Raw genomic sequence first — 26561 nt, forward strand, 5'->3', positions numbered from 1 at the left:
CGCTGCGGGTGCAGCGCGAACTCGCCCCCTGGCCCCGGCAGGACGGCCGGCCCCGCCGGGCGGGCATCAGCTCCTTCGGCGCGGGCGGCGCCAACGCCCACCTGGTCATCGAGGAGTACGTCGCCGACCCGTCGGCCGCCCGGCCGACGGCCGGCCGGACCGGCCCCTGGCTGTTCCCGCTGTCGGCCCGGACACCGGAGCGCCTGCCCGTGCTGGCCGCGCAGCTCGCGGACGCGGTGGAGCGGGGGCGCCACGACCTCGCGGACGTGGCGTTCACCCTCCAGGCCGGGCGCGAGGAGTGGGCGGACCGGATGGTCGTGCTCGCCGCCACCGCCGAGGAGCTGGTGGCCGCGCTCCGCGGGAACGCGCGGTCCGGCGTCTGGACCGGCAGCGCGCGCGGCCGGGCCTCGGCCCGGGCCGCGGCGCCCGCCGGCGACGACCCCGCCGAGCTCGCCGCGGCCTGGGCCGCCGGCGCCAGGATCAGCTGGCCCCGGGGCACCGGGCGGCGGGTGCCGCTGCCCGGCTACCCGTTCGAGGAACTGCGCTGCTGGCTGACCGGAACCATCTGGTCGCCGCCCGCCCGCACGGCCCTGCCGGGCCCGGTCCACCCCCTGCTGGACGGGGTCGCCCCGGCCGACAGCCTGGACGGCCTGACCCACCGCACCGTCTTCGGCCCCGAGCACCCGCTCATCGACGGGCACCGCGTCGGCGAGATCCGGCTGCTGCCCGCCGCGGCCATCCTGGAGATGGCCCGCGCCGCCGCCGAGGAGGCCGGGCTCGCGCAGCCCGTCCGGCTCGACGACGTCCGCTGGCTGCGGCCGTTCACGGTGGCCGGCGCCGAGCGCACCGCCCGGCTGCGGCTGCGCCGCGCCCGGGGCGGCCTGGGCTTCGAACTCCTCGGCGAGGCCGACGAGTCGCTCGCCGAAGGGCGGCTCGCCCAGCTGGCCGAACTGCGGCCCGGGGCCGTCCCGGTCGAGGCCCTGAAGGCCCGGCTGACCCGGCTCCACCAGGGCGCGGACCTCTACGCCGACCTCGCGGCCGCCGGGCTGCTCTACGGCCCCGCCCTGCGGGCCGTCGAGTGGATCGCCTCCGGCGAGGGCGAGGCCCTGGTGCGCCTGCGCGTCCCCGAGGCGGCCGCCCGGTTCGCCGACTGCGCCCTGCACCCGTCGGTGCTGGACGGCGCGCTGCACGCGTTCGCCGTCCTGCGCGACCGCACGGCCGGCCCCGCCATGGTGCCGTTCTCGCTCGCGGCCGCCGAGGTGTTCGCCCCGCTGTCGGAGCACGGGTACGCCCATGTGCGGGCCGTCGGCGCCGACCGCTACGACCTGACCCTGACCGACGACGCCGGCGACGTCCGGGTCCGGCTGCGCGACCTTTCGCTGCGGCCCGCCGCCGGTGCCGCGCCCGCGCCCGCGTCCGCCGTGTCCGCCGTCGCCCCCCAGGCCGCCCCGGTGCCGGTGCCGGTGCCGGTGTCGGACGCCGCGCCGGTGCCAGACGCCGCGTCGGTGTCGGCCGACGGGCTGATGTTCGTCCCGCGCTGGGTGCCGGTGGCCGAGCCGGGCCGGGCCCCCGCCGGGGGCACCACCTGGCTGGTCCGCGGCCCGGAGCACGCCGCGCTCGCCGCCGTCCTGCGGGAGGGCCTGGCCGGCACGGTCACCGAGCTGGACCCGAGCCGGCTCCCGGACGCCGCCGGCCGGCCCGACCACGTCGTCCTGCTCGCCCCCGCGGGCGGGCGCACCGACGACGTCGAGGCGCTGGAGACCGCCCAGGACCGGGGTGTGCTGACGCTCTTCCGGCTCGCCAAGGCGCTGCAGCGGCTCGGCTCCCCGGTCCGGATCACCGTCGTCACCCAGGACGCGCTCAGCACCGGCGACGAGCCGGTCCGCGACCCGTACGCGGCGAGCCTGCACGGGCTCGCCCTGTCGCTGGCCCAGGAGCACCCGCGCTGGCAGGTCGCGGTCGTCGACCGGTCGTCCGCCGACGCGCCGACCGCCGACCTGCTCCGGGTGCCGGCCGGCGGCCCGTACGCGCTGCGCGGCGGCGTGCTCCACCGCCGCCGGCTCGTGGCCGCCGCGCCCGCGCCCCTGCGGGAGCCGATCCGCCGCGACGGCGTCTACCTGGTCCTCGGCGGCGCCGGGGGCATCGGACTCGAAGTCGCCGACTGGCTGGTCCGGCGCCACCGGGCGAAGGTCGTGCTGCTCGGCCGCAGCGAGCTGGACGCCGGGCGCCGCGCCCGGCTGCGCGCCATCGACCCGGGCGGCGAACTCGTCTCCTACGAGCGGGCCGACGCGACGGACCCGCGGGCCCTGCGCGAGGCGGTCGCCCGCACCCGCGCCCGGCACGGCGCCCTGCACGGCGTCTTCCACGCGACCATCGTGCTGCGCGACCAGAGCGTCGCCACCATGACCGAGGACACCTTCCAGGACGTCCTCGCCGCCAAGACCCGCACCTCGGTCGCCCTGCACGCGGCGCTCGCCGACGCGTCCGACCTGGACTTCGTCCTCTTCTTCTCCTCGGCGGTGGCGCTCTCCGGCAGCGCCGGGCAGGGGAACTACGCGGCCGGCTCGACCTTCGAGGACGCCTTCGCCCACCACCTCGACGGGGTGCTGCGGGCCAGGGTCGCCGTCATCAACTGGGGCTACTGGGGGACGGTCGGCATCGTCGCGGACGAGCGCCACCGGGCCCGCCTGGCGGCCACCGGCATCCACTCGATCACCCCGGAGGAGGGGATGGCCGCCGTGCACAGCGTGCTGGGACGCCCGGACCGGCAGGTCGTCGTCGTCAAGGCCGACGCCTCCGTGCTGGCCGCGGTCGGCGTCGAGCCGGAGACCGCCGAGCCCGGCACCCCGGCCGACGACGTGTCGCTGGTGCCCTCCCTCGCGGCGCTCCGCCCGGTCGAGCGGCTGCTCACCGTGGACGACGACGCCCGCCTGGACGAGATCATGCTCGGCTGGCTGTGGACGCTGTTCCGGCAGGAGGGCGTCTTCCTCACCGAGGCCGAGCGGTGGACCACCGAGACGCTCACCGAGCGGCTGGGCGTCGTCCCCGCGCACGGCCGGCTCTTCGCCGAACTCCTCCGCCAGCTCACCGGGGCCGGCTTCCTGCGCGACGACGCCGGCCGGCTCGCCCCCACCGGGCGTCCGGCGAGCGCCGACCCGGAGGGCGACCTGGTCGAGCTGTGCGAGCGGAAGACGGCGCTGAACCGCTTCGACCGGCTGCTCGGGCCCTGTATGCACAACCTCTTCGGCGTCATGCGCGGCACCGTCCGGGCGACCGACGTGATGTTCCCGGGCGGTTCCACCGCGCTCGTCGAGGGCGCCTACCGGGGCAGCCCGGTCGTCGACCGGGCCAACGAGCTGGTGGCCGGAGCCGTCCGCGACCTGCTGGACGGGCACCGCGGCCGGCTGACGGTCGTCGAGATCGGGGCGGGCACCGGCGGCACCACCGCCAGCGTGCTGCCCGTGCTGTCCGCCTCCGGCGCCGACGTGGACTACGTCTACACCGACATCTCCCGCGCCTTCCTGCAGCACGGCCGCCGGCGGTTCGCCGCCGAGCACCCGTACGTCCGCTTCGAGCAGCTCGACGTCTCGCGCGACCCGGTCCCGCAGGGCTTCCGGCCCGGCAGCGTCGACCTGGTCGTCGCCGCCAACGTGCTGCACGCCACCAGCGACCTGCTCGCCACCCTGCGCTCCGTCCACCTGCTGCTCAGGCCGGGCGGACGCCTCGTCCTCAACGAGGCCAGCAGCAACGTCATGACCGCCACCCTCACCTTCGGGCTGCTGGACGGCTGGTGGCTCCACCAGGACGCCGAACTGCGGCTGCCCGGCTCGCCGCTGCTCTCCGCCCCCGGCTGGCGCCGGGCCCTCGCCCTGGCCGGTTTCACCCGCAGCCGGGCCCTGCCCGCCGACGAGGGGCTGAGCCAGCACGTGGTCGTCGCCGAGACGGCGGCGGAGGGCGCGCCGCGAGCCGCCGCCACCGCGCCCGCGCCCGCGCCCGCGACCGTGGACGCGGACGGGGACGGGGACGCCGACGCGCTGACCGAGGCGGCCCGGGAGTACGTCAAGGACGCCTTCGTCGAGGTCCTCCAGGTCCCGCGCGAGCGGCTCTGGCTCGACGAGACCTACGAGAACTTCGGCATCGACTCGCTGACCGTGCCCCGGATCGCGGACCTGCTGGCCGAGCGGACCGGCGAACTGCCCGCGACCCTGCTGTTCGAGTACCCGACGATCCGGGAGGTGGCCGACCACCTGGTGGAGCGCCACCCCGACGCCATCCGCGCGCTGCTCCCCGAGCGGCCCGCCCCGGCCCCCGCCGCCGTGGTCGCCGCCCCGGCCGCCGCCCCCGCCGAGGCTCCCGCCCCGGCTGCCGCCCCCGCTGCGGTCGCGGATCCCCGGCCGCAGGCCGGGGCCCGCCCGGCGGCGGACCACCGCATCGCGATCATCGGTGTCGCGGGCCGCTACCCCCTCGCCGACGACGTCGAGGCGTACTGGGAGAACCTGCGGGCCGGCCGCGACTGCGTGCGCGAGGTGCCGGCCGAGCGCTGGGACCACCGCACGCTGACCGCGGCCGACGGCCGGCCGGTCAGCCGCTGGGGCGGGTTCCTCGACGGCATCGACGAGTTCGACCCGCGCTTCTTCCAGATGTCGCTGCGCGAGGCCGAGCTGACCGACCCGCAGGAGCGGCTGTTCCTGCAGACCTCCTGGCACACGCTGGAGGACGCCGGCTACCCGCGCACCCGGCTGCGCGGCAGCCGGGTGGGCGTCTACGTGGGAGTCATGTACGGCCACTACCAGCTGTTCGAGGACGGGCGGGGCCTCGCGGGCGGCATGGGGTACGCCTCCATCGCCAACCGGGTCTCCTACGCCCTCGACCTGCACGGCCCCAGCCTGGCCGTCGACACCATGTGCTCGTCCTCGCTGACCGCCGTCCACCTCGCCTGCGAGGCCCTGGCGGCCGGCCGGGCGGACTACGCGCTGGCCGGCGGCGTCAACCTCGCCCCGCACCCGCGCAAGTACCGTCAGCTCGCGGTCGGCGGCTTCACCGGCGACAGCGGACGCTGCCGCAGCTTCGCCGCCGACGGCGACGGCATGGCACCCGGTGAGGGCGTCGGCGCCGTCCTGCTCAAGCCGCTGGCCGCGGCGGAGCGCGACGGCGACCGGATCCTCGGCGTCATCCTGGCCGGCGCCCTCAACCACGGGGGCAAGACCGGCGGGTTCGCCGTGCCCAGCCCCGCCGCCCAGGCCGAGGTCGTCGCCGAGGCACTGCGCGAGGCCGGCGTCGAACCGGGCAGCGTCTCGTACGTGGAGGCGCACGGCACCGGCACGGTGCTCGGCGACCCCGCCGAAGTGGCCGGGCTGGCCCGGGCCTTCGGCGACCTGCCGGCCGGCTCGATCGCCCTCGGCTCGGTGAAGTCCAACCTCGGGCACCTGGAGTCGGCGGCGGGCATCGCCGCGCTCACCAAGGTCCTGCTCCAGCTGCGGGCCCGCGAACTGGCACCCTCCCTGCACGCGGACCGGCTCAACCCGGCCGTCGACTGGGACCGGGTGCCGTTCCGGGTCCAGCGCGACCTCGCGCCGTGGACCGGCCCCGGACCGCTGCGCGCCGGCATCAGCGCCTTCGGCGCGGGCGGCTCCAACGCCCACCTCGTGGTGGAGGAGTACCGGCAGGACGCCCCGGCCCCCGCCCCGGCGGGCCCGACCGTCCTCCCGCTCTCGGCCCGCGACGAGGAGGGCCTGCGCCGGGTCGCCGAGCGGACGCTGGCCTGGCTGCGCGCCGCGCGCCCGGCCGTCGACGTGGCGGACCTCGCGGCCGCGGCGGGCGTGCCCGTCACGGCGGTGGACGAGCCGCTCGACGAGATCGGCCTCGACCCGGCCACCATCGTGCGGCTGATCGGGCGCACCGACGCGGTGCGCGCGGGGGCCGTGCACGGCGGGACGACCCTGCGCGAGCTGGCCACCCTGTCGGCCGGAGCCGGAGCCGGAGCCGGAGCCGGAGCCGGGGCCGGAGCCGGGGCCGGAGCCGGGGCCGGGGTCGACCTCGGTCGGCTGGCGTACACCCTCCAGGTCGGGCGGGAGGCCCAGGCGCACCGCCTCGCCGTGGTCGCCTCCTCGGCGGAGGCGTTCGCGGACGCGCTGGCGGCCTTCCTCGCCGGGCGGCCGGGCGGGTACACCGGCGTCGCGACCGCGGAGCCCGGCCCCGCCACCGCGCCGGCCGCCGACGCCCACGACACCGCGCGCCGCTGGGCCGCCGGCGCGGCGTTCGACTGGGCGGCCGCCCACCGGGGCCCGGTGCGCCCGCTGTCCCTGCCGGGGTACCCGTTCGCGCGGATCCGCTGCTGGATCGACGCGGTCGCCCCGGGGTCGGTTTCCACCGCCCCGCTGCCCGCCCCCACCGCCCCGGCGTCCGTCCCGGCGGACGGCCCCCGCGTCCTGGCCGCGGTGCTGCGCCTGCTGGGCGACGTCAGCGGTTACCCGGTGGCCGACCTCGATCCGGCCGGCTCCTTCCACGACCACGGCCTGGACTCGCTGAGCCTGGTCCGGCTGGCCGGCGAGGTCTCCGCGGCCTTCGCCGTGCCGGTCGGACCGGACCAACTGCTGGCCACCCCCACGCCGAAGGAACTCGCCGCCTGGCTGGTGCGCGAGCACCCGGACGCCCTCCCCGAAGCGGACCGGCCCACCCCGGCTCAGGCCCCCGCCCCGGCCCCGGCCCCGGCTCAGGCCCTTGCCCCGGCTCAGGCCGCCCCGGCCGAGGACGACCCGGTGGTGATCGTGGGCATGGCCGGCACCCTGCCCGGCTCCGCCGACCTGGACGCGTTCTGGGCCAACCTGCAGCGCGGTGGCGACCTCTTCCAGGAGGTGCCCGAGGACCGGTGGGACGCCCGCGCCCACCACGGCGACCCGGCGCGGCACCCCGACCGGACCCGGGTCACCCGGGCCGGCTTCATGCCCGACATCGACCGGTTCGACCCGCTGTTCTTCGGGATCTCCCCGCGCGAGGCCCGCTGGATGGACCCCCGCCAGCGCCTGCTGCTGCGCACCGTGTGGACGGCCCTGGAGGACGCCGGCATCGACCCGACCTCCCTCGCCGGCACCGACACCGGCCTGTTCGTCGGCGTCGGCGCCTCCGAGTACGCCGAGCTGGTCCAGCGCTCCGGCACCGCCACCGACGCCTACACGTCGACCGGTCTGACCCCGTCCATGCTGGCCAACCGGGTCTCCTACCACCTCGATCTGCGCGGCCCCAGCGAGCCCGTGGACACCGCCTGCTCCAGCTCGCTGGTCGCCCTGCACCGCGCGGCCGAGGCCCTGCGGCTCGGGCACTGCGACACCGTCATCGCCGGCGGCGTCAGCCTGATGCTGTCGCCGGTGACCTTCGCCTCCCTCGAACGGGCCGGGATGCTCAGCCCGGACGGCGTCGGCCGGGCCTTCGACGACGACGCCACCGGCTACGTGCGCGGCGAGGGCGTCGGAGCCGTCGTGCTCAAGCGGCTCAGCCGGGCCCGCGCCGACGGCAACCCCGTCCTCGCGGTGCTGCGCGGCACCGCCGTCAACCACGGCGGGCGGTCCAACTCGCTGACGGCGCCCAACCCGCGCGCCCAGGCCGAGGTCATCGTCAAGGCGCACCGCGCCGCCGGCGTCGACCCGGCGACCATCGGCTACATCGAGACGCACGGCACCGGCACGGTCATCGGCGACCCCGCCGAGACCAACGGGCTGCGCCAGGCCTTCGCGGAGCTCTACCGCGACTGGGGCCACCCGGCGCCCGCGCAGCCGCACTGCGCCCTCGGCGCCCTCAAGAACACCATCGGGCACCTCGAACCGGCCGCCGGCATCGCCGCCGTCCTGCGCGTGCTGCTGTCGATGCGGAACGGCCGGATCACCGGTGACCCGCACGGGCCGCGGCCCAACCCGCACCTGGCGCTCGCCGGGACCCCGTTCGAGGTCGCCGCGGCCGGCCGTGACTGGCTGCCGTCGGCGCCCGGCGTGCCGCGCCGGGCGGGCGTGAGCTCGTTCGGCTACGGGGGGGTCAACGCCCACGTCGTCCTGGAGGAGTACCGCGCCGACGACGAGCCGGCCGCGACCACCGCCCCGGTCGTCCTCGTCCTCTCCGCGCGCGACGGGGAACGCCTGCGCGCCCACGCGCAGGCGTTCCTGGACCGGCCGGAGAGCTGGACGCCGGACCTCGTCGCGACCGCGCACACCCTGCAGAGCGGCCGCGCCCCGCACGCCGAACGCCTGGCGTTCGTCACCGGCTCGGCCGAGCACGCGCTGGCCGCCCTGCGGCGGTTCCTCGCGGGTGACACCGCGGGCCTGCACCTCGGCCGCGTCGAGCGCGGCACCGACCCCGAACCCTTCGACCAGCACGGCGACGACCAGGCGGCGGCCGCCGCCTGGGTGCGCGGCGCGAGCGTCGACTGGGCCGCCCGGCGGACCGGGCCGCCCAGGCTGCGCTCGCTGCCCGGCTACCCCTTCGCCGCCGAGCGGCACTGGTTCACCGACGGCGCCCCGGTACCGGCGGCCGGACCGACCGAACCGGCTGTACCGACCGGACCGACCGAATCGGCCGCGCCGGTCAGCCTGTTCGCGGCCGAGTGGGTGGCCGAACCCGTGCCGCCGGCGGTACCGCGCACCGGCCGGATGCTGGTCTTCGGCGACCTGCCGGTCCCCGGCGCCGTGCACGTCCGGGCCGGCACCGCGTACGCCGAGGACGGCGACACCGTCACGATCCGCCCCGGCGAGCCCGGCGACTACGCCCGACTGCTGGCCGTCCCGGCCGACCGCGTCGTGCACCAGTGGCCGCTGCTGGACCCGGACCGCGCGGACCTCGGCACCGAGTCGGTGTTCCTGCTCGCCCGCGCGCTGATGGCCTCCCGGGCCCCGGCGCGGCGGCTCCACGTCCTGGTGCCCGAAGGCGCGATGGCGGAGGCGTGGGGCGGCTTCGAGGCATCCCTGCGGGCGGCCCTGCCGGGCACGGCCGTCTGCGTGGTGCGGGTGGCCGGCCGGGCCGACCGGTCCGCGCTGCTCGCCGAGGTCGCGGCCGAGCGGCTCTCCGGAGCCGCCGTCCGCCTCGCGGAGAGCGGCCGGACGGTCCGGCGGCTGACCGAGATCGCCCCGCGGCCCGCGCAGCCGTCCCCGCTGCGCCCGGGCGGCGTCCACCTGGTGACCGGCGGCGCCGGCGGCCTCGGCCTGCTGCTCGCCCGCACCCTGCTGGCCCGCGGCGCCAAGGTGGCCCTCACCGGCCGGTCGCCGGAAGCGGACCGGGCCGCCGAGCTCGCCGAGCTGCGCGCGCTCGGCGAGGTGCGGTACTTCCGGGCCGCGGTCGAGGACCGGGCCGCCATGGCGGCGGTCGTGGCCGCCGTCCGGACGCGGTGGGGCGCGCTGAACGGCGTCTTCCACCTGGCCGCCACCGCCTCCCGCACGCCGCTGCCCGGCAAGGACGTCGCGGAGTTCCGCGGGCACCTGCGGGCGCGGATCGAGGGCACCAGAGTGCTCGACGAGGTGACCGCGGACGAGCCGCTGGACCTCTTCGTCCTGTACTCCTCGCTCGCGGGCCAGCTCGGTGACTACGGCCTGGTCGACTACGCGGTGGGCGCCCGCTTCCTGGACGGTTTCGCCGAGGAGCGCGAGGCGCTGCGCACGGCGGGCGGCCGCAGCGGGCGCACCGTCTCGATCGACTGGCCGATGTGGCGCGACGGCGGCATGCACGTGGACCCGGAGGACGAGAGCCGCTACCTCGCCGCCACCGGCTTCCGCTACCTGGAGGCCGCCGAGGGCGAGCGGCTGCTCGACCTGGTGCTGCGCCTCGGCCGGCCCCAGGTGGCCGTGCTGCCGGGGGAGCCGGAGCGGATGGGCGAGCAGGTCGCCTCGATGCGGCCCCGCGAGGCCGTGAGCGCGGCCGAGCCGGTCGCCGAGTCGGCCGCCGAGTCGGCCGCGGGGCCGGCCGCCGCGCCCGTGGCCCGGTCGGCCGGGGCCGACGCCGGAGGCGAACTGGCGGACCGGCTCCGGGAGATGATCGCGGAGAACCTGGGCCTGGCGCCGGCGGCGCTCGACCCGCGGGCCGGTTTCGGCGAGTACGGGCTGGACTCCTTCGGCCTCCAGTCGCTGTCCGCCGCGATCGAGGAGCGGTACGGCGTGTCGGTCCCGACCACGACGCTGTTCGGTGCGAACACGATCGACAAGCTCGCCCGGCACCTCGCCGAGGAGTACCCGGGGCTGGGCCGGCCCGCCGCCCCCGCCGCCCCCGCCGTCCCTGCCGCCGCCTCCGCCGCGCCCGCCGAGCCGCGGCCGGCGGCACCGTCCGAGGACGGCGCGATCGCCGTCATCGGCATGGCCGGACGCTTCCCGGGGGCGGCCGACCTGGACGGCTTCTGGCAGCACCTCGCGGACGGACGGGACCTCGTGACCGAGACCCCCGCCGACCGGTGGGACTGGCGGGAGGTCTCCCGGCGCTTCGGCGGCACCGCCCGCTGGGGCGGCTTCCTCGACGACGTCGACCGCTTCGACGCCCGGTTCTTCAAGATCTCGCCGGCCGAGGCCGAGGTGATCGACCCCCAGCACCGGCTGTTCCTGGAACACACCTGGGCGGCGCTGGAGGACGCCGGCTGCCGGGCGGACCGGCTCGCCGGGCGCCGGGTGTCCGTCTTCGCCGGGGTGCAGTTCAACGACTACGAGGCGATGGTGCTGGGTGGCGGGCAGGTCAACGCCCACGCCGGCACCGGGCTGGCGCGGACGATGCTGGCCAACCGCGTCTCGTACCTGCTGGACCTGCGCGGCCCGAGCGAGAGCGTCGACACCGCCTGCTCCAGCTCGCTGGTCGCGCTGCACCGCGCCCTGCGCGCCCTGCGGTCCGGGGAGAGCGACCTGGCCATCGCCGGCGGGGTGAGCCTGGTGCTCTCCCCGCAGACCGTGGTCGCGGGCAACCAGCTCGGCGTGCTCTCGCCGGACGGCCGGTGCAAGGCACTGGACGCGGCGGCCGACGGCTACGTCAAGGGGGAGGGCGTGGGCGTGCTGGTGCTCAAGCCCCTGGCCCGCGCGCTCGCCGACGGCGACCGGGTGCACGCCGTCATCCGGGGGAGCGCCGTCAACCACGGCGGACACGCGTCCTCGCTGACCGCGCCGAACCCGCTGGCCCAGGCCGACCTGCTGGTGGACGCCTACCGCGACGCGGGCGTGCCGATCGAGACGGTGTCCTACGTCGAACTGCACGGCACCGGCACCCCGCTCGGCGACCCGGTCGAGATCGACGGCCTGACCCGGGCCCACCGCGCGCTCGCCACCGGCCCGGCCGCCGCCTGCGGCATCGGGACGGTGAAGAGCAACATCGGCCACCTGGAGCCCGCTGCCGGCATCGCCGGAGTGATCAAGGTGATCCTGGCGATGCGGCACCGGACCCTGCCGCCGACCCTCCACCTGCGCACCCTCAACCCGCTGATCGACCTCGACGGCACGCCGTTCGAACCGGTCCGCGCCGCGACCCCCTGGGAACCCGTGGACGCCGCCGGCGCGCCGCTGCCGCTGCGCGCGGGGGTGAGCTCCTTCGGCTTCGGCGGCGTCAACGCGCACGTCGTGCTGGAGGAACCGCCGACCGCGCCGCCCGCCGACCCGACGGGGCCCGCGGCGGAGCACGAGGTGTTCGTGCTCTCCGCCCGCTCCGAGGAGGCGCTGCGCCGGTACGCGGCCGCGACCGTGGCACACCTCGACGGCCTGGCCGAGGGCGCGGAGCCGCCGCTGTCCTCGCTCGCCTTCACCTCCCAGGTCGGGCGGGTGCCGATGGCGGTGCGGCTGGCCGTGGTCGCCGACTCGACGGCGCGGCTGCGCGAGCGGCTGGCCGCCTTCCTCGACGGCGGCCCCGGCGACGGCTCCGGCGGCGGCTCCGGCGGCAGCCGCCCCGCCGGGGACCACGGCTGGCTCGCCGAGCCGGAGGGCGCGAGCTACCTGGCGCGGCTGGTCCGCGAGGGCCGGCTCGACCGGATCGCCCGGCTCTGGCAGGACGGCGCCGACATCGACTGGAGCGCGCTGCGCGCCGACCGGCCGCGGCTGCTGTCGCTGCCGACCTACCCGTTCGCCCGGGAGCGGCACTGGCTGGCGGGCGCTCCGGCCCCCGAGCCGGCGCGGCGGCCGGACACGCCGCCGTCCTCGCTGCTGCTGGTGAAGGACTGGGCGGCCGCGCCGCTGCCGGCGGCCGAGCTGCCGGGCGGGATCGTCGCGCTGGTGAGCGCCGAGACCGAGCCGCTGGCCCGGGCCGCGTTCGGCCCGGCGAGCGAGCTGGTCCGGCTGGACGGCGACGACGAGGTGGACGGCGTGAAGCTCGCGGCCGCGCTCGGCCGGGTCGGGACGGTCGTCGACCTGGTCGACGTCTCGGCCGTGCCCAGCGCCGTGGTGACGGCCGACCCGGCCCGGATCGCGCTCGTCCGCGAACTGGTCGCGACCCACCGGGCCGGCGGTTTCGCCTACCTCCACGTCACGCACGGCCTGACCGCGTTCCGCGCCGAGCGGCCCACCCTGCGGGGCGCCGGGCTCGCCGGCCTGGTGCGGATGCTCACCGCCGAGTACCGGGCGGTCCTCGCCCGCACGCTCGACACCGACTCCCTGGACCCGGCCGCGCTGCGGGCGACGGTCGCGGCCGAACTCGGCGCGACCGACCCGGTGACCGAGGTCTGCGTGCGCGGCGGCGTGCGGCACACGCCGGTGCTGCGGGAGGCCGCCGAGGCCGCACCGGGCACCGACTGGTCCGCGGACCTGGCCGGCCGGACGGTGGTGATCACCGGCGGGACCGGCGCCCTCGGCCGACTGGTGGCGGCTCGCCTGCTCGACCGGGGAGCCGACCGGCTCCTCCTGCTCGGCCGCACCGAACTGCCCGAGCGGGCCGCCTGGCCGGCCCTGCTGGCCGACCCGGCCACCGATCCCGCCCTGGCGTCCCGCCTGCGGGACCTCGCGGCGCTCGACCGCCCGGGCGTCCGGGTGGTGGTCGAGAGCGCCCCGCCGGAGCGGATCGGCGCGGTGATCGACCGCGCCCGGCGCGAACTCGGCCCGATCGCCGGGATCGTGCACTGCGCCGGCCTCGGGGTGATGACCGACCCGGCCTTCATCGGCAAGCGGATGGCGGACGTCAGCCGGGTGCTCGAACCCAAGACGACGGGGCTCCAGCGCCTGCTGGACGCGTGTGCCGGGGAGCCGCTGCGGTTCGTCGTGCTGTACTCGTCCGTCGCCGGGCAGGTGCCCGCGCTGGCGGTCGGCATGAGCGACTACGCGCTGGCCAATTCCGCGCTGGACCGCCTCGCCGAGTACCGGGCCGCGACCGCGACGGGCGGGCCGCTGGTGCGCTCCGTCCAGTGGCCGAGCTGGCGGTCGGCGGGCATGCCGGAGGCCGACACCGCGGCCTACCGCGGCCTCGGCCTGCGGGCCGTCGAGCCGGAGGCGGGACTGGACCTGCTGGACCGGGCCATGGCCGCCGCGGAGCCGGTCGTGCTGCCCTGCGTGGTGGACGGCGGGCGGTTCGACGCCGGCGCGCTGCTCGCGGTGCCGGCCCCCGGCCGACCGGGGGCCACCGCGACGGCGGCGACCACCGCGACCGCGGCGACTGCGGCGGCGCGGTCCGGCCGGGCCGGGGAGCAGCTGGTCCGGCGGCTGACCGAGGTGATCGCGGGGACGCTGCGGATGGACCCCGCGCAGGTGGAGCCGGACGCCGACTTCGCCGGGCTCGGGGTGGACTCGATCATGATCGCCCAGATCCTGGCCGCCCTGGAGCGGGAGCTCGGCGTGGTCGCCGAGCCGTCGGCGGTGCTGGAGAACCCGACTGTGGCCCTGCTCGCGGAGGCGCTGCGGGACCGGGTCCCGGAGCACCCGCCCGCCGCGCCGGCGCCGGTGGACGGACCGGCGCCGGTCCCCGCCCCGGTGGCGCCGGTCCCCGCCCTGGCGGCGACGTCCGCCGAGCCGTCCGGGTCCGCCCGGCCGGCGGCGGCGCGGGACGGCATCGCCGTCATCGGGATCGCCGCCCACTTCCCCGGTGCGCCCGACCACGCCGCGTTCTGGCGGAACCTGGTGTCCGGGACGGACTCGGTCACCGAGGTGCCGGCGTCCCGCTGGGACCGGCAGCGGTTCTGGCGCCCCGTCCAGGAGCCGGGAACCACCATCAGCAAGTGGGGCGGTTTCCTGGAGGGCATCGAGCAGTTCGACCCGGAGTACTTCCGGCTCGACCCGGCGGGCGCCGCGCACGTCGACCCGCTGGTCCGCCAGGTCCTGGAGACCGGCGCGGAGTGCCTGGCGGACGCCGGGCTGACCGCCGCCGACGTCGGCGGCCGGCGGGTGGGCGTCTTCGCGGGCGCCCGGGCGGCCAACTTCGGCGCGCACCACGGCTCGGGCGGACCGCAGGCGATCAGCGGGGTGGCGCAGAACTTCATCGCCGCCCAGCTGTCCCACTTCCTCGACCTGCGCGGCCCGTCCGTGGTGGTGGACTCGGCCTGCTCCTCGGCGCTGGTGGCGGTGCACCTGGCCGCCCAGAGCCTGCGGAGCGGAGAGTCCGACCTGGCGTTCGCCGGCGGTGCGGACATCCTCCTCGACGAGGTGCCGTTCGTCGGCATGAGCGAGGCCGGCGCGCTGTCACCGACCGGCCGCTGCCACACCTTCGACGAGCGGGCCGACGGCATCGTCCTCGGCGAGGGCGCCGGGATGCTGCTGCTCAAGCGGCTGGCCGACGCCGAGCGGGACGGCGACCGGGTCTACGCGGTGCTTGAGGGCGGGGCCGTCAACAACGACGGCCGCACCATGGGCATCACCACGCCGAACCCCCGGGCGCAGCGGGAGGTGATCGAGCGGGCGCTGGCGGACGCGGGTGTCCGTCCGACGCAGATCGGCTACGTGGAGGCGCACGGCACCGGCACGATGATCGGCGACCCGATGGAGCTGAAGGCGCTCACCGAGGCCTTCCGCGCCGCCACCGACGAGATCGGCTTCTGCGGCGTCGGCAGCGTGAAGACCAACATCGGCCACACCCTGAGCGCGGCCGGCATCGCCGGACTGATCAAGGTCGTGCTCTCCGTCCACCACGCCCAGCTGCCGCCCACGCTGCACTGCGCCACGCTCAACCGGCGCTTCCGGTTCGACGAGTCGCCGCTGTTCCCGGTCCGGGAGCTGCGGCCGTTCGAGGGCCGCGAGGGCGTCCGCCGGGCCGCCGTCAGCTCGTTCGGGTTCGGCGGCACCAACGCGCACCTGGTGGTGCGCCAGGCTCCGGCCGGGTACGTCCCGGCGCGGACGCCGCTGGACCCGCCCCGCTACCGGCGGCGGCGGTTCTGGTTCGACCGGGCGGCGCAGCCGGCCGTCCCCGCGCCTGTCCCCGCGCCCGCCCCCGCGCCCACGCCCACGCCCGCCGCGCCGGCGCCGGCGCCGTTCTTCGAGCTCCAGTTCCAGTCCGTGCCGGGAGGAAAGCGATGATCGCGTTGGATGGCCTGACCTGCACCGTGGTGGTGCGAGGGGCCGACCCGGTGCTGCGCGACCACCGGGTGCACGGCACCCGGATCCTGCCCGGGGTGTCGTTCCTCGACATGATCTACCGCGTCCTGCTGGCCCACGGGGTCGACACCGAGCGGGTGGAGCTGCGCCGGCTGCTGTTCCGCAACCCGGCGGCGGCCGGGCCGGACTTCGACACCGAGGTGACGATCCGGTTCACCGCCGAGGGCGACGGCTACCGGGTGTCGGCCACCGGCACCCGGCGGCCGTCGGGCGAGGTGGAGCCGCTGTTCGACTGCCGGCTCCTGCTCGACCTGCCGTTCCCCGCGGAGTCGACGGACCTGTCCGCGCTGCGCGCGCGGGCCGCCCGCACCGTCGACATGGCGGAGCTGTACGCGACCGTGCGCCGCACCGGCATCGAGCACGGGGACTTCATGCGGGCCCGCGGCACCCTGCACGTCGGTGCCGGGGAGATGCTGGCGGACCTCTCGCTGAGCCCGCAGGCCGCGGACTACGCCGGGTACTTCCACCTGCACCCGGCCGGACTGGACGCCTCCACGCTGCTGCCGACGGTGTTCGCCACCGGGGACGCGGGCGGCGACCCGCGGCCGTACATCCCGATGCTCATCGAGTCGTTCCGCGCCCGGGGCCCGCTCGGGACCCGCTCGCTGGTGGTCGCGGCCCCGCCCCGCCCGACCGGTGCGGACGGCGACCTGACCACCTGTGACCTGCGCTTCCACGACGAGGACGGACAACTGCGGCTCTGGCTGCGGGGGCTGACGTCCAAGCGGGTCCGGGACGAGGCCGCCATCACCCGGCTGGAGGCCGCCGCGCCGGCCCGGGAGCCGGGCGAGGACGTCGTGCGCCGGCTGCTCGCCGACCGCCTCGGCCAGGCGGACTTCGACGAGGAGGCGGGCTTCTACGAGCTGGGCCTGGACTCCTCGGCCCTGCTGGGCGTCGCCGCGGACCTGGAGGGCGCGTTCGGCCGGGACTTCTCGCCGACCCTGCTGTTCGAGTACAACACCTTCGCGGCCCTGGCCGAGCACCTGCGGGAGTTCGAGCCGGTGGCGGCCCCGGCCGCCCCGACGGCGCAGGCCGCTCCCGCGGCGGAGCCACCGGTCGAGGAGCCGCCCGCCGAGGTGGTCTGGTTCGCGCCGCAGTGGCGGGCGGCGCCGCTGCCCGCGGCCGCGCCGCCGTCCGCCGTGCTGGCCGTCGACGCGGCCACCGCCCACGACTGGCCGGCCCTGCTCGCGGGCTCCGACGCCGCGGACGTGCTCTGGACCCCCGCCGACCCGCAGGACCTCGCGGCCGAGGCGGTGGCGCTGACCGGGTTCGCCGCGGCCCTGCTGCGCGCCCGCCGAGGGCCGGTCCGCCTCGCCCTCCACCTCGCCGCCGACGCACCCGTCGCGGCCGTCACGGCCCTGTTCCGGACCCTGCGCCGGGAGCAGCCGGACGTGCGGGCCGGCGTGGTGCGCTCCCCGTCCGCGGCCGACGCGCTGGCGGAGCTCGCCGCGGGTGTCCCGGACCCGGACGTGCGGTACGCCGGCGGGCGGCGCGAGGTCCGGGACGTCCGGCCGGTGCCGGCGCCGGACCGCCCCGCGCAGCTGCGCGACCGGGGCGTCTACCTGATCACCGGCGGACTCGGCGGGGCCGGCCTGGCCCTGGCCCGCCACCTGGCCCGGACCGTCCGGGCCCGCCTGGTGCTCTGCGGGCGCTCCGCCGCGGACCCGTCGGTGAGCGCCGACCTGACCGCCCTCGGGGCGGAGGTCGCCGTGGTGGCGGCCGACGTCACCCGGGCCGAGGACGTCCGCCGGGTCGTCGACCTGGCGCTGTCCAGGTTCGGCGCGCTGCACGGCGTGGTCCACGCCGCGGGCGTGCTGCGGGACGGTCTGATCGCGGGCAAGCCCGCCGAGGACGTCCGCGCGGTGCTCGCGCCCAAGCTCGCCGGCGCCCGCCACCTGTACGCGGCGACCCGGGACCTCGGGCTGGACTTCCTGGTGCTCTGCTCCTCCACGGCGGGGGCGTGGGGCAACCCCGGCCAGGCCGACTACGCCTGCGCCAACGCCTTCCTGGACGGCTTCGCCGAGGGGCGGCCGGGCGTGGTCTCGGTCGGCTGGCCGGCCTGGGCCGAAGGCGGGATGCCGGTCGACAGCGCCGGGCTGCGGCGGGCGGGCCTGCGGCCGATGGACACCCCGACCGCCGTGGACGTCCTGCTGGCGGCGGTCGGCAGCGGCCGCCCGCACCTGGTCGCCCTCGTCGGGTCGGCGGACCGGATCACCGCCGAGTTCGGTCCCGTGCAGGAGCCGGCCGCCGAGCCGGCCGCCGAGCCCCTCCCCGAGCCGGCCGCCCCCGCCGTCGAGGAGCGCACCGCCGTCGCGGAGCGCACCCCCGCCCCGGACGCCCCGGACGTCCGGGACGACGCGATCGCCATCGTCGGGATCAGCGGGCGCTACCCGAAGGCCCGCGACCTCGACGAGTTCTGGGCGAACCTGCGCACCGGCCGCGACTGCGTCACCGAGGTGCCCGCCGACCGCTGGGACCACCGGGCGATCCACACCGACACCAAGGGCCTGCCCGGCCGCTCGTACGGCCGCTGGGGCGGTTTCGTCGACGGCGTCGACGAGTTCGACGCCGCGTTCTTCCACATCTCGCCGAACGAGGCCGCCGTCCTGGACCCGCAGGAGCGGCTGTTCCTCCAGGAGGCGTGGCACGCGTTCGAGGAGGCCGGCCACGCGCCCTCCGCCTGGCGGGGCCGGGACGTCGGGGTGTTCGCCGGGGTGATGTACAACCAGTACCAGCTGTACGGGGTCCGGGACGAACCCGGCCTGGTGCCCTCCTCGTTCGCCGCCTCGATCGCCAACCGCGTCTCGTACTTCCTCGACCTGCGCGGACCGAGCATCGCCCTCGACACCATGTGCTCGTCGTCCCTGACGGCGATCCACCTCGCCGTCGAGGCGATCCGGCGCGGCGACTGCGAGGCGGCGCTGGCCGGCGGCGTCAACCTGCACGTCCACCCCAACAAGTACCTGCTGCTCAGCCAGTCGTCCTTCCTGTCCACCGACGGCCGCTGCCGGGCCTTCGGGGCCGGCGGCGACGGCTACGTGCCCGGCGAGGGCGTCGGGGTGGTGCTGCTGCGCCCGCTGCGCGACGCGCTGCGCGACGGCGACCACGTGCACGCCGTCATCCGCGGCACCACCCTCAACCACGGCGGCCGCACCGGCGGCTTCTCGGTGCCCAACCCGGCCTCCCAGGCCGCGCTGGTCGCCCGGTCGCTGGCGGACTCCGGCGTGGACCCGGCCGAGCTCGGCTACCTGGAGGCGCACGGCACCGGGACCAGCCTCGGCGACCCGATCGAACTCGACGCCCTGGAGCGGGCGTTCGACCAGGCCGGCGCGGGGCGCGGCCCCTGGCCGATCGGCTCCGTCAAGTCGAACATCGGCCACCTGGAGTCGGCCGCCGGCATCGCCGCCGTCAGCAAGGTCGTGCTCCAGTTCCGGCACCGGCAACTGGTGCCCTCCCTGCACGCCGACCCGCTCAACCCCGCCGTGGACTGGGACGGCACGCGCTTCCGGGTGCAGCGGACCACCGAGCCGTGGGCACCGCGCGCGGGCGGGCCGCGCACGGCGGCGATCAGCTCCTTCGGCGCGGGCGGCTCCAACGCCCACCTGGTGCTCGCCGAGCACCCCGCCGAGGCGTTCGCGCCGGCCCCGGCCGAACCCCGGCTCTTCGTGCTCTCCGCCAAGGACGCCACCCGGCTCGACACCGTGGTCGAGGAGCTGCTCGCCCACCTGGAGCGCACGGCCGCCGGGGACGCCGCGGCGGCGCTGGAGGCGATCCTGGCCGAGGTGGTCGGCTTCCCGGTCGACCCGCGCGATCCGCTGGCCGAACTCGGCCTCGACTACCCGCGGCTGGCCGAACTCGCGCACCGCGTCGAGGCGGCCTTCGGCGTCCGGCCGCCGATCGACGAGGGGACCACCCCCGCCGACCTGGCCGCCCTGCTCGCGGCGCGGGCCCCCGCGCTGGACCCGGAGGCGATCGCCCACACCCTCTGGGCCGGCCGCGACCACCTGGACGAGCGGCTGGCCGTCGTCGCCACCACCACCGCCGAACTCGCCGAGGCCCTGCGCGCCGGGACCGGCCGTCGCGGCCGCCGCCGGCGCGGCGCGCCGCCCGTCGCGGCCGGCGACCTGCGGACCCTCGCCGACGCCTGGGTCGAGGGCGCCGAGATCACCCTCGCCCCGCCCGCGCGCCCGCGCCGGCTCTCGCTGCCCGGCTACCCGTTCGCCCGCGAGCGCCACTGGGTGGAGACCGCCCGCACGGCCGCCCGCCCACCGGCCGGGGCGGTCGAACCGGTCGGACTGGTCGAACTGGCCGACGGGGACGTGCTCACCGCCCGGACGTCCCGGGCGGACCAGCCCTGGCTGGCCGACCACACCGTGGGGGGCAGCGCCATCGTCCCGGGCGCCTTCCTCGTCGAACTGGTCCTGCAGGCCGGGGCCCGGCTCGGCCGCCCCCGGATCGCCGAGCTGGTGATCCAGGCCCCGCTCCTGTTCGACGACGCCGACCTGCGGGTCACCGTCCGGCCCGCCGACGCGGCCGGCCGGCGCGCGTTCGACCTGCACGCCCGCCCGGCCGGCGGCACCTGGACCCGGCACGCCACCGGCGCCCTCGACCCCGCCCCCGCCGAAGCCCCGGCCGCCCCGCCGCTGCCCGACGACGCCGAGGAGATCGACGTCACCGGGCTCTACCGGAGCCTGACCGGGTACGGACCGGCCTTCCGGGGACTGCGCCGGGCCTGGCGCTCCGGCGAGGCCGTGTACGCCGACGTGGCCGTGCCGGGCGACGTGGCCGTGCCGGGCGGGGAGACCGGGCCCAGTGGGGAGACCGGGCCGGGCGGGGAGCCCGGCACGTACGCCCTGCACCCGGTGCTGCTCGACTCCGCCCTGCACGCGGTGGCGCTGGCCGGCGTCCTCGACGGCCGCCGCCCGCGGCTGCCGTTCGCCTGGTCGGGCGTCCGGGTGCACCGCCCCGGGGCGACGGCCGCCCGGGCCAGGGTCGTCCACCTGGGCCCCGACACCGTCGAGCTGCGGCTCACCGACCCGGCCGGCCACCCGGTCGCGACCGTCGAGTCGGTCGTGCTGCGCCCGGCCGGCGCCCCGGCCGACCCGCTGTACCGGGTCGAGTGGGTCCCGGTCGACCCGCCCCGGCCGGAGCGGACCGCCCGCTACGCGGTGGTCGGCCCCGACCCGGCCGGGGCCGGGGAAGCCCTGGCCGCGTCCGGCGCCGAGGTCGTCCGGGCGGCGGAACTGTCCGCGCTGGCGGACGTGCCGCCGGTGGTCGTGTTGCCCGTCGCCTCGGACGGGCCGACCGGCGCCGCCGCCCGCGCGCTCACCCGGCGGGTGCTCGACCTGGTCCAGGAGTGGCTGGCGACCGAGCGGTTCGCCACCGCCCGGCTCGTCCTGCTCACCACCGCGCCGGACCCGGCCACCGCCGCCGCCTGGGGCCTGGCGCGTTCGGCGCAGTCCGAGCACCCCGGCCGGTTCACCCTGGTCGAGGCCGACGGCCCCACCGGCCTGCCGGCCGCCCTGGCCTCCGACGAGCCCCGGCTGTCCCTGCGCGACGGCGTCGTCCGGGCGGCCCGCCTGGTCCGGACGCCCGCCGCGCAGGCCGACCCCGCGCCGCGCGAGCACGGCACCGTCCTGGTCACCGGCGCCGGCGGCGCGCTGGCCGGCCACGTCGTCCGGCACCTGGTCGAGCGGCACGGGGTCCGGGACCTCCTGCTGGTCAGCCGCGGCGGCCGGGTCCCGGAGGGCCTGGCCGGCCTCGACGCCCGCGTCGAGACCGCCGCCTGCGACGTCGCCGACCGCGCCGCGCTCGCCGCGCTGCTGGCCGGACGGAGGATCACCACCGCGATCCACGCCGCCGGCGTGCTCCACGACGGGGTGGTCACCGCCCTCGACGCCGAGCGCCTCGACGCCGTGCTGCGCCCCAAGGCCGACGGCGCCAGCCACCTGCACGAACTGCTGCCCGACGCCGACCTGGTGCTCTTCTCCTCGGTGGCCGGCGTCCTCGGCGGCCCCGGCCAGGGCAACTACGCCGCGGCCAACGCCTACCTGGACGCCCTCGCCCGGCACCGGGTCGCGGCCGGCGGCCGCGCCGTCTCGATCGCCTGGGGCCCCTGGGCGACGGACGAGGGCATGACCGCCGACCGCGCCCGGCTCGCCCGGGCCGGCATCGAACTGCTGCCGGCGGACGCCGCGCTGCGCCTGCTCGACGCCGCCATGGCCGGAACCGAACCGGAGGTGACCGCGATCCGCCTCACCCCCGGCGGGTCCGCCGCCGTCCCGCACCTGCTGCGCGCGCTCGTCCCGCCCGCGCCCGGGCCGGCCGGCCCCGCCGGGCTCGCCGGGCTCGCCGGGCTCGCCGCCCCCGCCGGGCTCGCCGGGCTCGACCCGGACGAGCGGCGCACCCGCCTGTCGGCCGTCGTCCGCGGCCAGGCCGCCGCCGTGCTCGGCTACGCCGACGCCGGGGCGATCGAGTCCGACCGCTCCTTCCAGGAACTCGGCTTCGACTCGCTGAGCTCGGTGGAGTTCCGCAACCGGCTCGGCGACGCGCTCGGCCTGCCCCTGGAGGCCACCCTGGTCTTCGACCACCCCACCCCGGCCGACCTGGTCGTCCACCTCGACGGGCGGCTCGGCGGCGCGGACCGCTCGGGCGACCTGCCGTCCCTGTTCGCGGCCTTCGACCGGCTGGCCGCCGAGCTCACCGCCGCCGCCACCGACGACCTCGCCCGCGACCGGGCCGCCGAGCGCGTCCGCGGCCTGCTCGACCAGCTGACGCCGCACGCCGCGCCCGGACCGCTCGACCCCTTCGAGACCGCGACCGACGACGAGGTCTTCGCCCTGATCGACGCCGAGCTCGGCAGCCCGCTGCCGGGACTGGAGGACCGTACCCGATGACCACCGACGACAAGCTGCGCGAGTACCTGCGGCGGGTCACCGCGGAACTCCAGTCGACCAAGCGCCGGCTCCGCGACCTCCAGGACCGCTCCGCCGAGCCGATCGCGATCGTCGGCATGGCCTGCCGCTACCCCGGCGGCGTCGCCTCGCCCGACGACCTGTGGAACCTGGTCGCCGAGGGCCGGGACGGCATCAGCCGGTTCCCCGCCAACCGCGGCTGGGACCTCGACGCGCTCTACCACCCGGACCCGGACCACCCCGGGACGACCACCGTCCTGCGGGGCGGCTTCCTGCACGACGCCGCCGAGTTCGACGCCGGGTTCTTCGGCATCTCGCCCCTGGAGGCGCACTACACCGACCCGCAGCAGCGGCTGATCCTGCAAGCCTCCTGGGAAGCCGTGGAACGGGCCGGCCTGGACCCGACCGCCCTGCGGGAGAGCCGCACCGGCGTCTACACCGGCGTGATGCACCACGACTACCCGGGGGCCCAGGGCGCGGGCAGCGTCGTCTCCGGGCGGGTGGCCTACCAGCTCGGCCTGCGCGGCCCCGCCGTCACCGTCGACACCGCCTGCTCGTCCTCGCTGGTCGCCCTGCACCTGGCCGTCAAGGCCCTGCGGCGCGGCGAGTGCGACATGGCGCTGGTGGGCGGCGCGACGGTGCTGGCGACCCCGGCCGCCTTCGTCGAGTTCAGCCGCCAGCGCGGGCTGGCCCCCGACGGCCGCTGCAAGCCGTTCGCCGCCGCCGCCGACGGCACCGCGTGGTCCGAGGGCGTCGGCGTCCTGCTGGTCGAGCGGCTGTCGGCGGCCCTGGAGGCCGGCCGGCCCGTCCTCGCGGTGGTGCGCGGATCGGCGGTCAACCAGGACGGCGCCAGCAACGGCCTGACCGCCCCCAACGGCCCCGCCCAGCAGCGGGTCATCCGCGAGGCCCTGGTCGACGCGGGCCTCGCCCCGGCCCAGGTCGACGCGGTCGAGGCGCACGGCACCGGCACCCCGCTGGGCGACCCGGTGGAGGCGCAGGCCGTCATCGCCGCCTACGGCGGGGAACGCCCCGAGCCGCTGCGCCTGGGCTCGATCAAGTCCAACCTCGGGCACACCCAGGCCGCGGCCGGGGTCGCCGGGATCATCAAGATGGTCATGGCCATGCGCCACGGCGTGCTGCCCAGGACCCTCCACCTGGACGAGCCCACCCCGTACGTCGACTGGTCGGCGGGCGCCGTGGAACCGCTGGTCCAGGACGCGGCCTGGCCGCCCGGCCCCGAACCCCGGCGGGCCGCCGTCTCCTCGTTCGGCGTCAGCGGCACCAACGCCCACGTGATCCTGGAGGAACCGCCGGCGCCGGCCGACCGGGACGAACCCGCCCAGGACGCCCCCGGGCCGTGGGCCTGGGCGCTGTCCGGCCGGTCGGCCGGCGGGCTGCGCGCCCAGGCCGCGGCGCTGGCCGGGTACCTGGCCGCCCGGCCCGCGCCGCGCGAGGCGGACCTGGCCCTCTCGCTGGCCACCACCCGGGCCGCGCACGAGCACCGCGCCGTCGTCCACGGCGCCGACCACGCCGAACTGACGGCCGCCCTGGCCGAACTCGCGGCCGGCCGGCCCTCGGCGGCCGTGGTCGAGGGCACCGTCGGCCCGGCCGGCGGGGTGGCCTTCCTCTTCCCCGGCCAGGGCTCGCAGTGGCGCGGCATGGCGGTGGAACTGCTCGACACCGACGAGGTGTTCCGGGCCCGGATCGCCGAGTGCGCGGCCGCCCTCGCCCCGCACGTCGACTTCGACCTGGAGGCCGTGCTGCGCGGCGCGGGGGACCTGGAGCGGGTCGACGTCGTCCAGCCCGCCCTGTTCGCGGTGATGGTCGCCCTCGCCGAGGTCTGGCGCTCGCTGGGCATCCGGCCCGCCGCCGTGGTCGGCCACAGCCAGGGCGAGATCGCCGCGGCCTGCGTGGCCGGCGCGCTCACCCTGGAGGACGCCGCCCGGGTGGTCGCCCTGCGCAGCCGGGCCCTGCCCGCGCTGTCCGGCCGCGGCGGGATGGTGTCCGTCGCGCTGCCCGCCGACCAGGTCCGCGAGCGGCTGGGCCGCTGGGACGGCCGACTGGCGGTCGCCGCCGTCAACGGCACGTCCTCGGCGGTCGTCTCCGGTGACACCGACGCGCTCGACGAACTCCTCGCCGCCTGCGAGGCCGAGGAGGTGCGGGCCCGCCGGGTCGACGTCGACTACGCCTCGCACTGCTTCCACGTCGAGGCCGTCCGCGACCAGGTCCTGGAGGCCCTCGCGCCGGTGCGCCCGCGCGCCCCCGAGGTGCCGTTCTTCTCCTCCGTCGAAGGCCGGTGGATCGACGGCGCCGACGCCTTCGACGCCGACTACTGGTACCGCAACCTGCGCGAGCCGGTCCGCTTCGACGAGGCCGTCACCGCGCTCGTCCGGCGCGGCTGCACGACCCTGCTGGAGGTCAGCCCGCACCCGGTGGTCACCAACGGGGCGCAGGAGACCGTCGAGGCGCTCGACGCCGACGTCGCGGTCGTGCACACCCTGCGCCGCGACCAGGGCGGCCGGGCCCAACTGCTCACCGCGCTCGCCCGGCTGCACGTCCGGGGCGTGCGGCCGGACTGGCCCGCGGTGTGGCCGGGCGCCCGCCGCGTCGAACTCCCCACCACCGCCTTCGTCACCGAGCCGTACTGGCGCGCCGACGACGACCCGGCCGCCCTCGGCCTGGACCTCGTCGACCACCCCGTCCTGCGCGCCCGCCTGGACGGCGAGCAGACCGTCCTGACCGGCCGGCTCTCGCTGACCGCCCTGCCCTGGCTGGCCGACCACGTGGTCGACGGACTGGTGGTGCTGCCCGGCGCGGCCCTCGTCGAACTGGCCGCCCGGGCCGGCGACGAGGTGGACCGCGCGGTCGTCGACCAGCTCACCCTGCTCTCCCCGGTCGTCCTGCCGGAGGACGCCGAGGTCCGGGTCCGGATCGACGTCGCGGCGCCCGCCGAGGACGGGTCCCGCGCCCTGACCCTGCACACCCGCACCGGCGCGACCGGCCACTGGACCACCCACGCCACCGCCGTCCTGCTGCCCGCCGCCGCCGAACCGGCACCCGCCCCGGCCGCCTGGCCGCCGGCCGGCGCCGAACCGCTCGACGTGGCGGAGCTCTACGCGCGGCTGCGCGACGCCGGACTGCCGTACGGCCCGGCCTTCCGCGGGGTCCGGGCGCTGTGGCGCGGCGCCGACGGCGCCGTCTTCGCCGAGGTCGCGCTCCCCGGCACCGCGCCGGACGGCTTCGTCCTGCACCCCGCGCTGCTCGACGCCTGCCTCCACCCGGTGGCGCTCGGCGGCTTCCTCACCGGGCCGCAGGACCGGCCCTCGCTGCCCTTCGAATGGACCGGCGTGCGCGTGCACGCGCACGGCGCCGACACCGTCCGGGTGGCCGTCACCGCGGCCGGGCCCGACGCCGTCCGGCTCGACCTGGCCGACCCCGCCGGCGCGCCGGTCGCCACCGTGGACACCCTCGTGCTGCGCCCGCTGACCGACGGCCTCCTGCGCCGGGCGGACAACCGCGACCTGCTGAGCCCGCGCTGGGTGCCGCGCGCCCTGCCCGGCACCGCCGAGGCCGAGTTCGCGGTGCCCGACCCGGGCCTCGCCGCGCTGCTGAAGCGCGCGCCCGGCACGGACGCCGCGCCGTTCGTCCTCGTCCCGGCACCGACCGGCGAGCCGGCCGCCGCCGTGACCCGCGCGCTCGCCACCGTGCAGGAGTGGCTCGCGGACGAGGGGGCCGCGGCCGCGACCCTCGTGGTGGTCACCCGCCGGGTGCGCGAGGACGTCGCCGAGGCCGCCGTGGCCGGCCTGGTGCGCTCCGCCCAGGTCGAACACCCCGACCGCTTCCTGCTGCTCGACCTGGCCGACGGCACCGACGCGACGCTCGCCGCCGTCCCCGCCGCGCTGGCCGCCGGCGAGCCGCAGATCGCGCTGGCCGACGGCACCGCCACGGTGCTCCGGCTGGAACGCGCCGAACCGGCCCCGGAACCGGCCCCGGAACCGGCCGCGGGCCGGGCCGCGGAGCCCGGCCGGGTCCTGATCACCGGGGCCTTCGGCACCCTCGGGCGGCTCGTCGCCCGCCACCTGGTCGACGCGCACGGGGTCCGCGACCTGGTGCTCGTCGGCCGGCGCGGAGCCGAGACCCC

The 26561-nt window shown here is 77.9% G+C and carries 3 protein-coding genes (2 of these 3 only partly in view); all 3 read left to right on the top strand.

All coding sequences use genetic code 11. The features are described 5' to 3' along the window. Tightly spaced (each overlapping or abutting the next), the 3 genes in view from KSE_RS46085 to KSE_RS34930 form a layout consistent with a single transcriptional unit that may run on beyond the window. Positions 1–15428, top strand: partial view of an SDR family NAD(P)-dependent oxidoreductase gene (locus KSE_RS46085; protein ID WP_014140109.1) — the 3' portion only. The gene continues 4111 nt to the left of window position 1, outside the view; the window shows 15428 of its 19539 coding nt (coding positions 4112–19539); the start codon falls outside the window, past its left edge; the stop codon is at positions 15426–15428. Then, positions 15425–22402: an SDR family NAD(P)-dependent oxidoreductase gene (locus KSE_RS34925; RefSeq protein WP_014140110.1), complete on the top strand. Its 6978-nt coding sequence runs from the start codon at positions 15425–15427 to the stop codon at positions 22400–22402. The genes KSE_RS46085 and KSE_RS34925 overlap by 4 nt, the downstream gene beginning before the upstream one ends. Continuing rightward, positions 22399–26561: the 5' end (the start) of a type I polyketide synthase gene (locus KSE_RS34930; protein WP_014140111.1), read on the top strand. It continues 5074 nt past the right edge of the window; the window shows 4163 of its 9237 coding nt (coding positions 1–4163); its start codon is at positions 22399–22401; its stop codon lies beyond the right edge, outside the window. Before KSE_RS34925 ends, KSE_RS34930 begins: the two co-directional genes overlap by 4 nt.

The sequence above is a fragment of the Kitasatospora setae KM-6054 genome, assembly GCF_000269985.1.
Lineage (GTDB): Bacteria > Actinomycetota > Actinomycetes > Streptomycetales > Streptomycetaceae > Kitasatospora > Kitasatospora setae.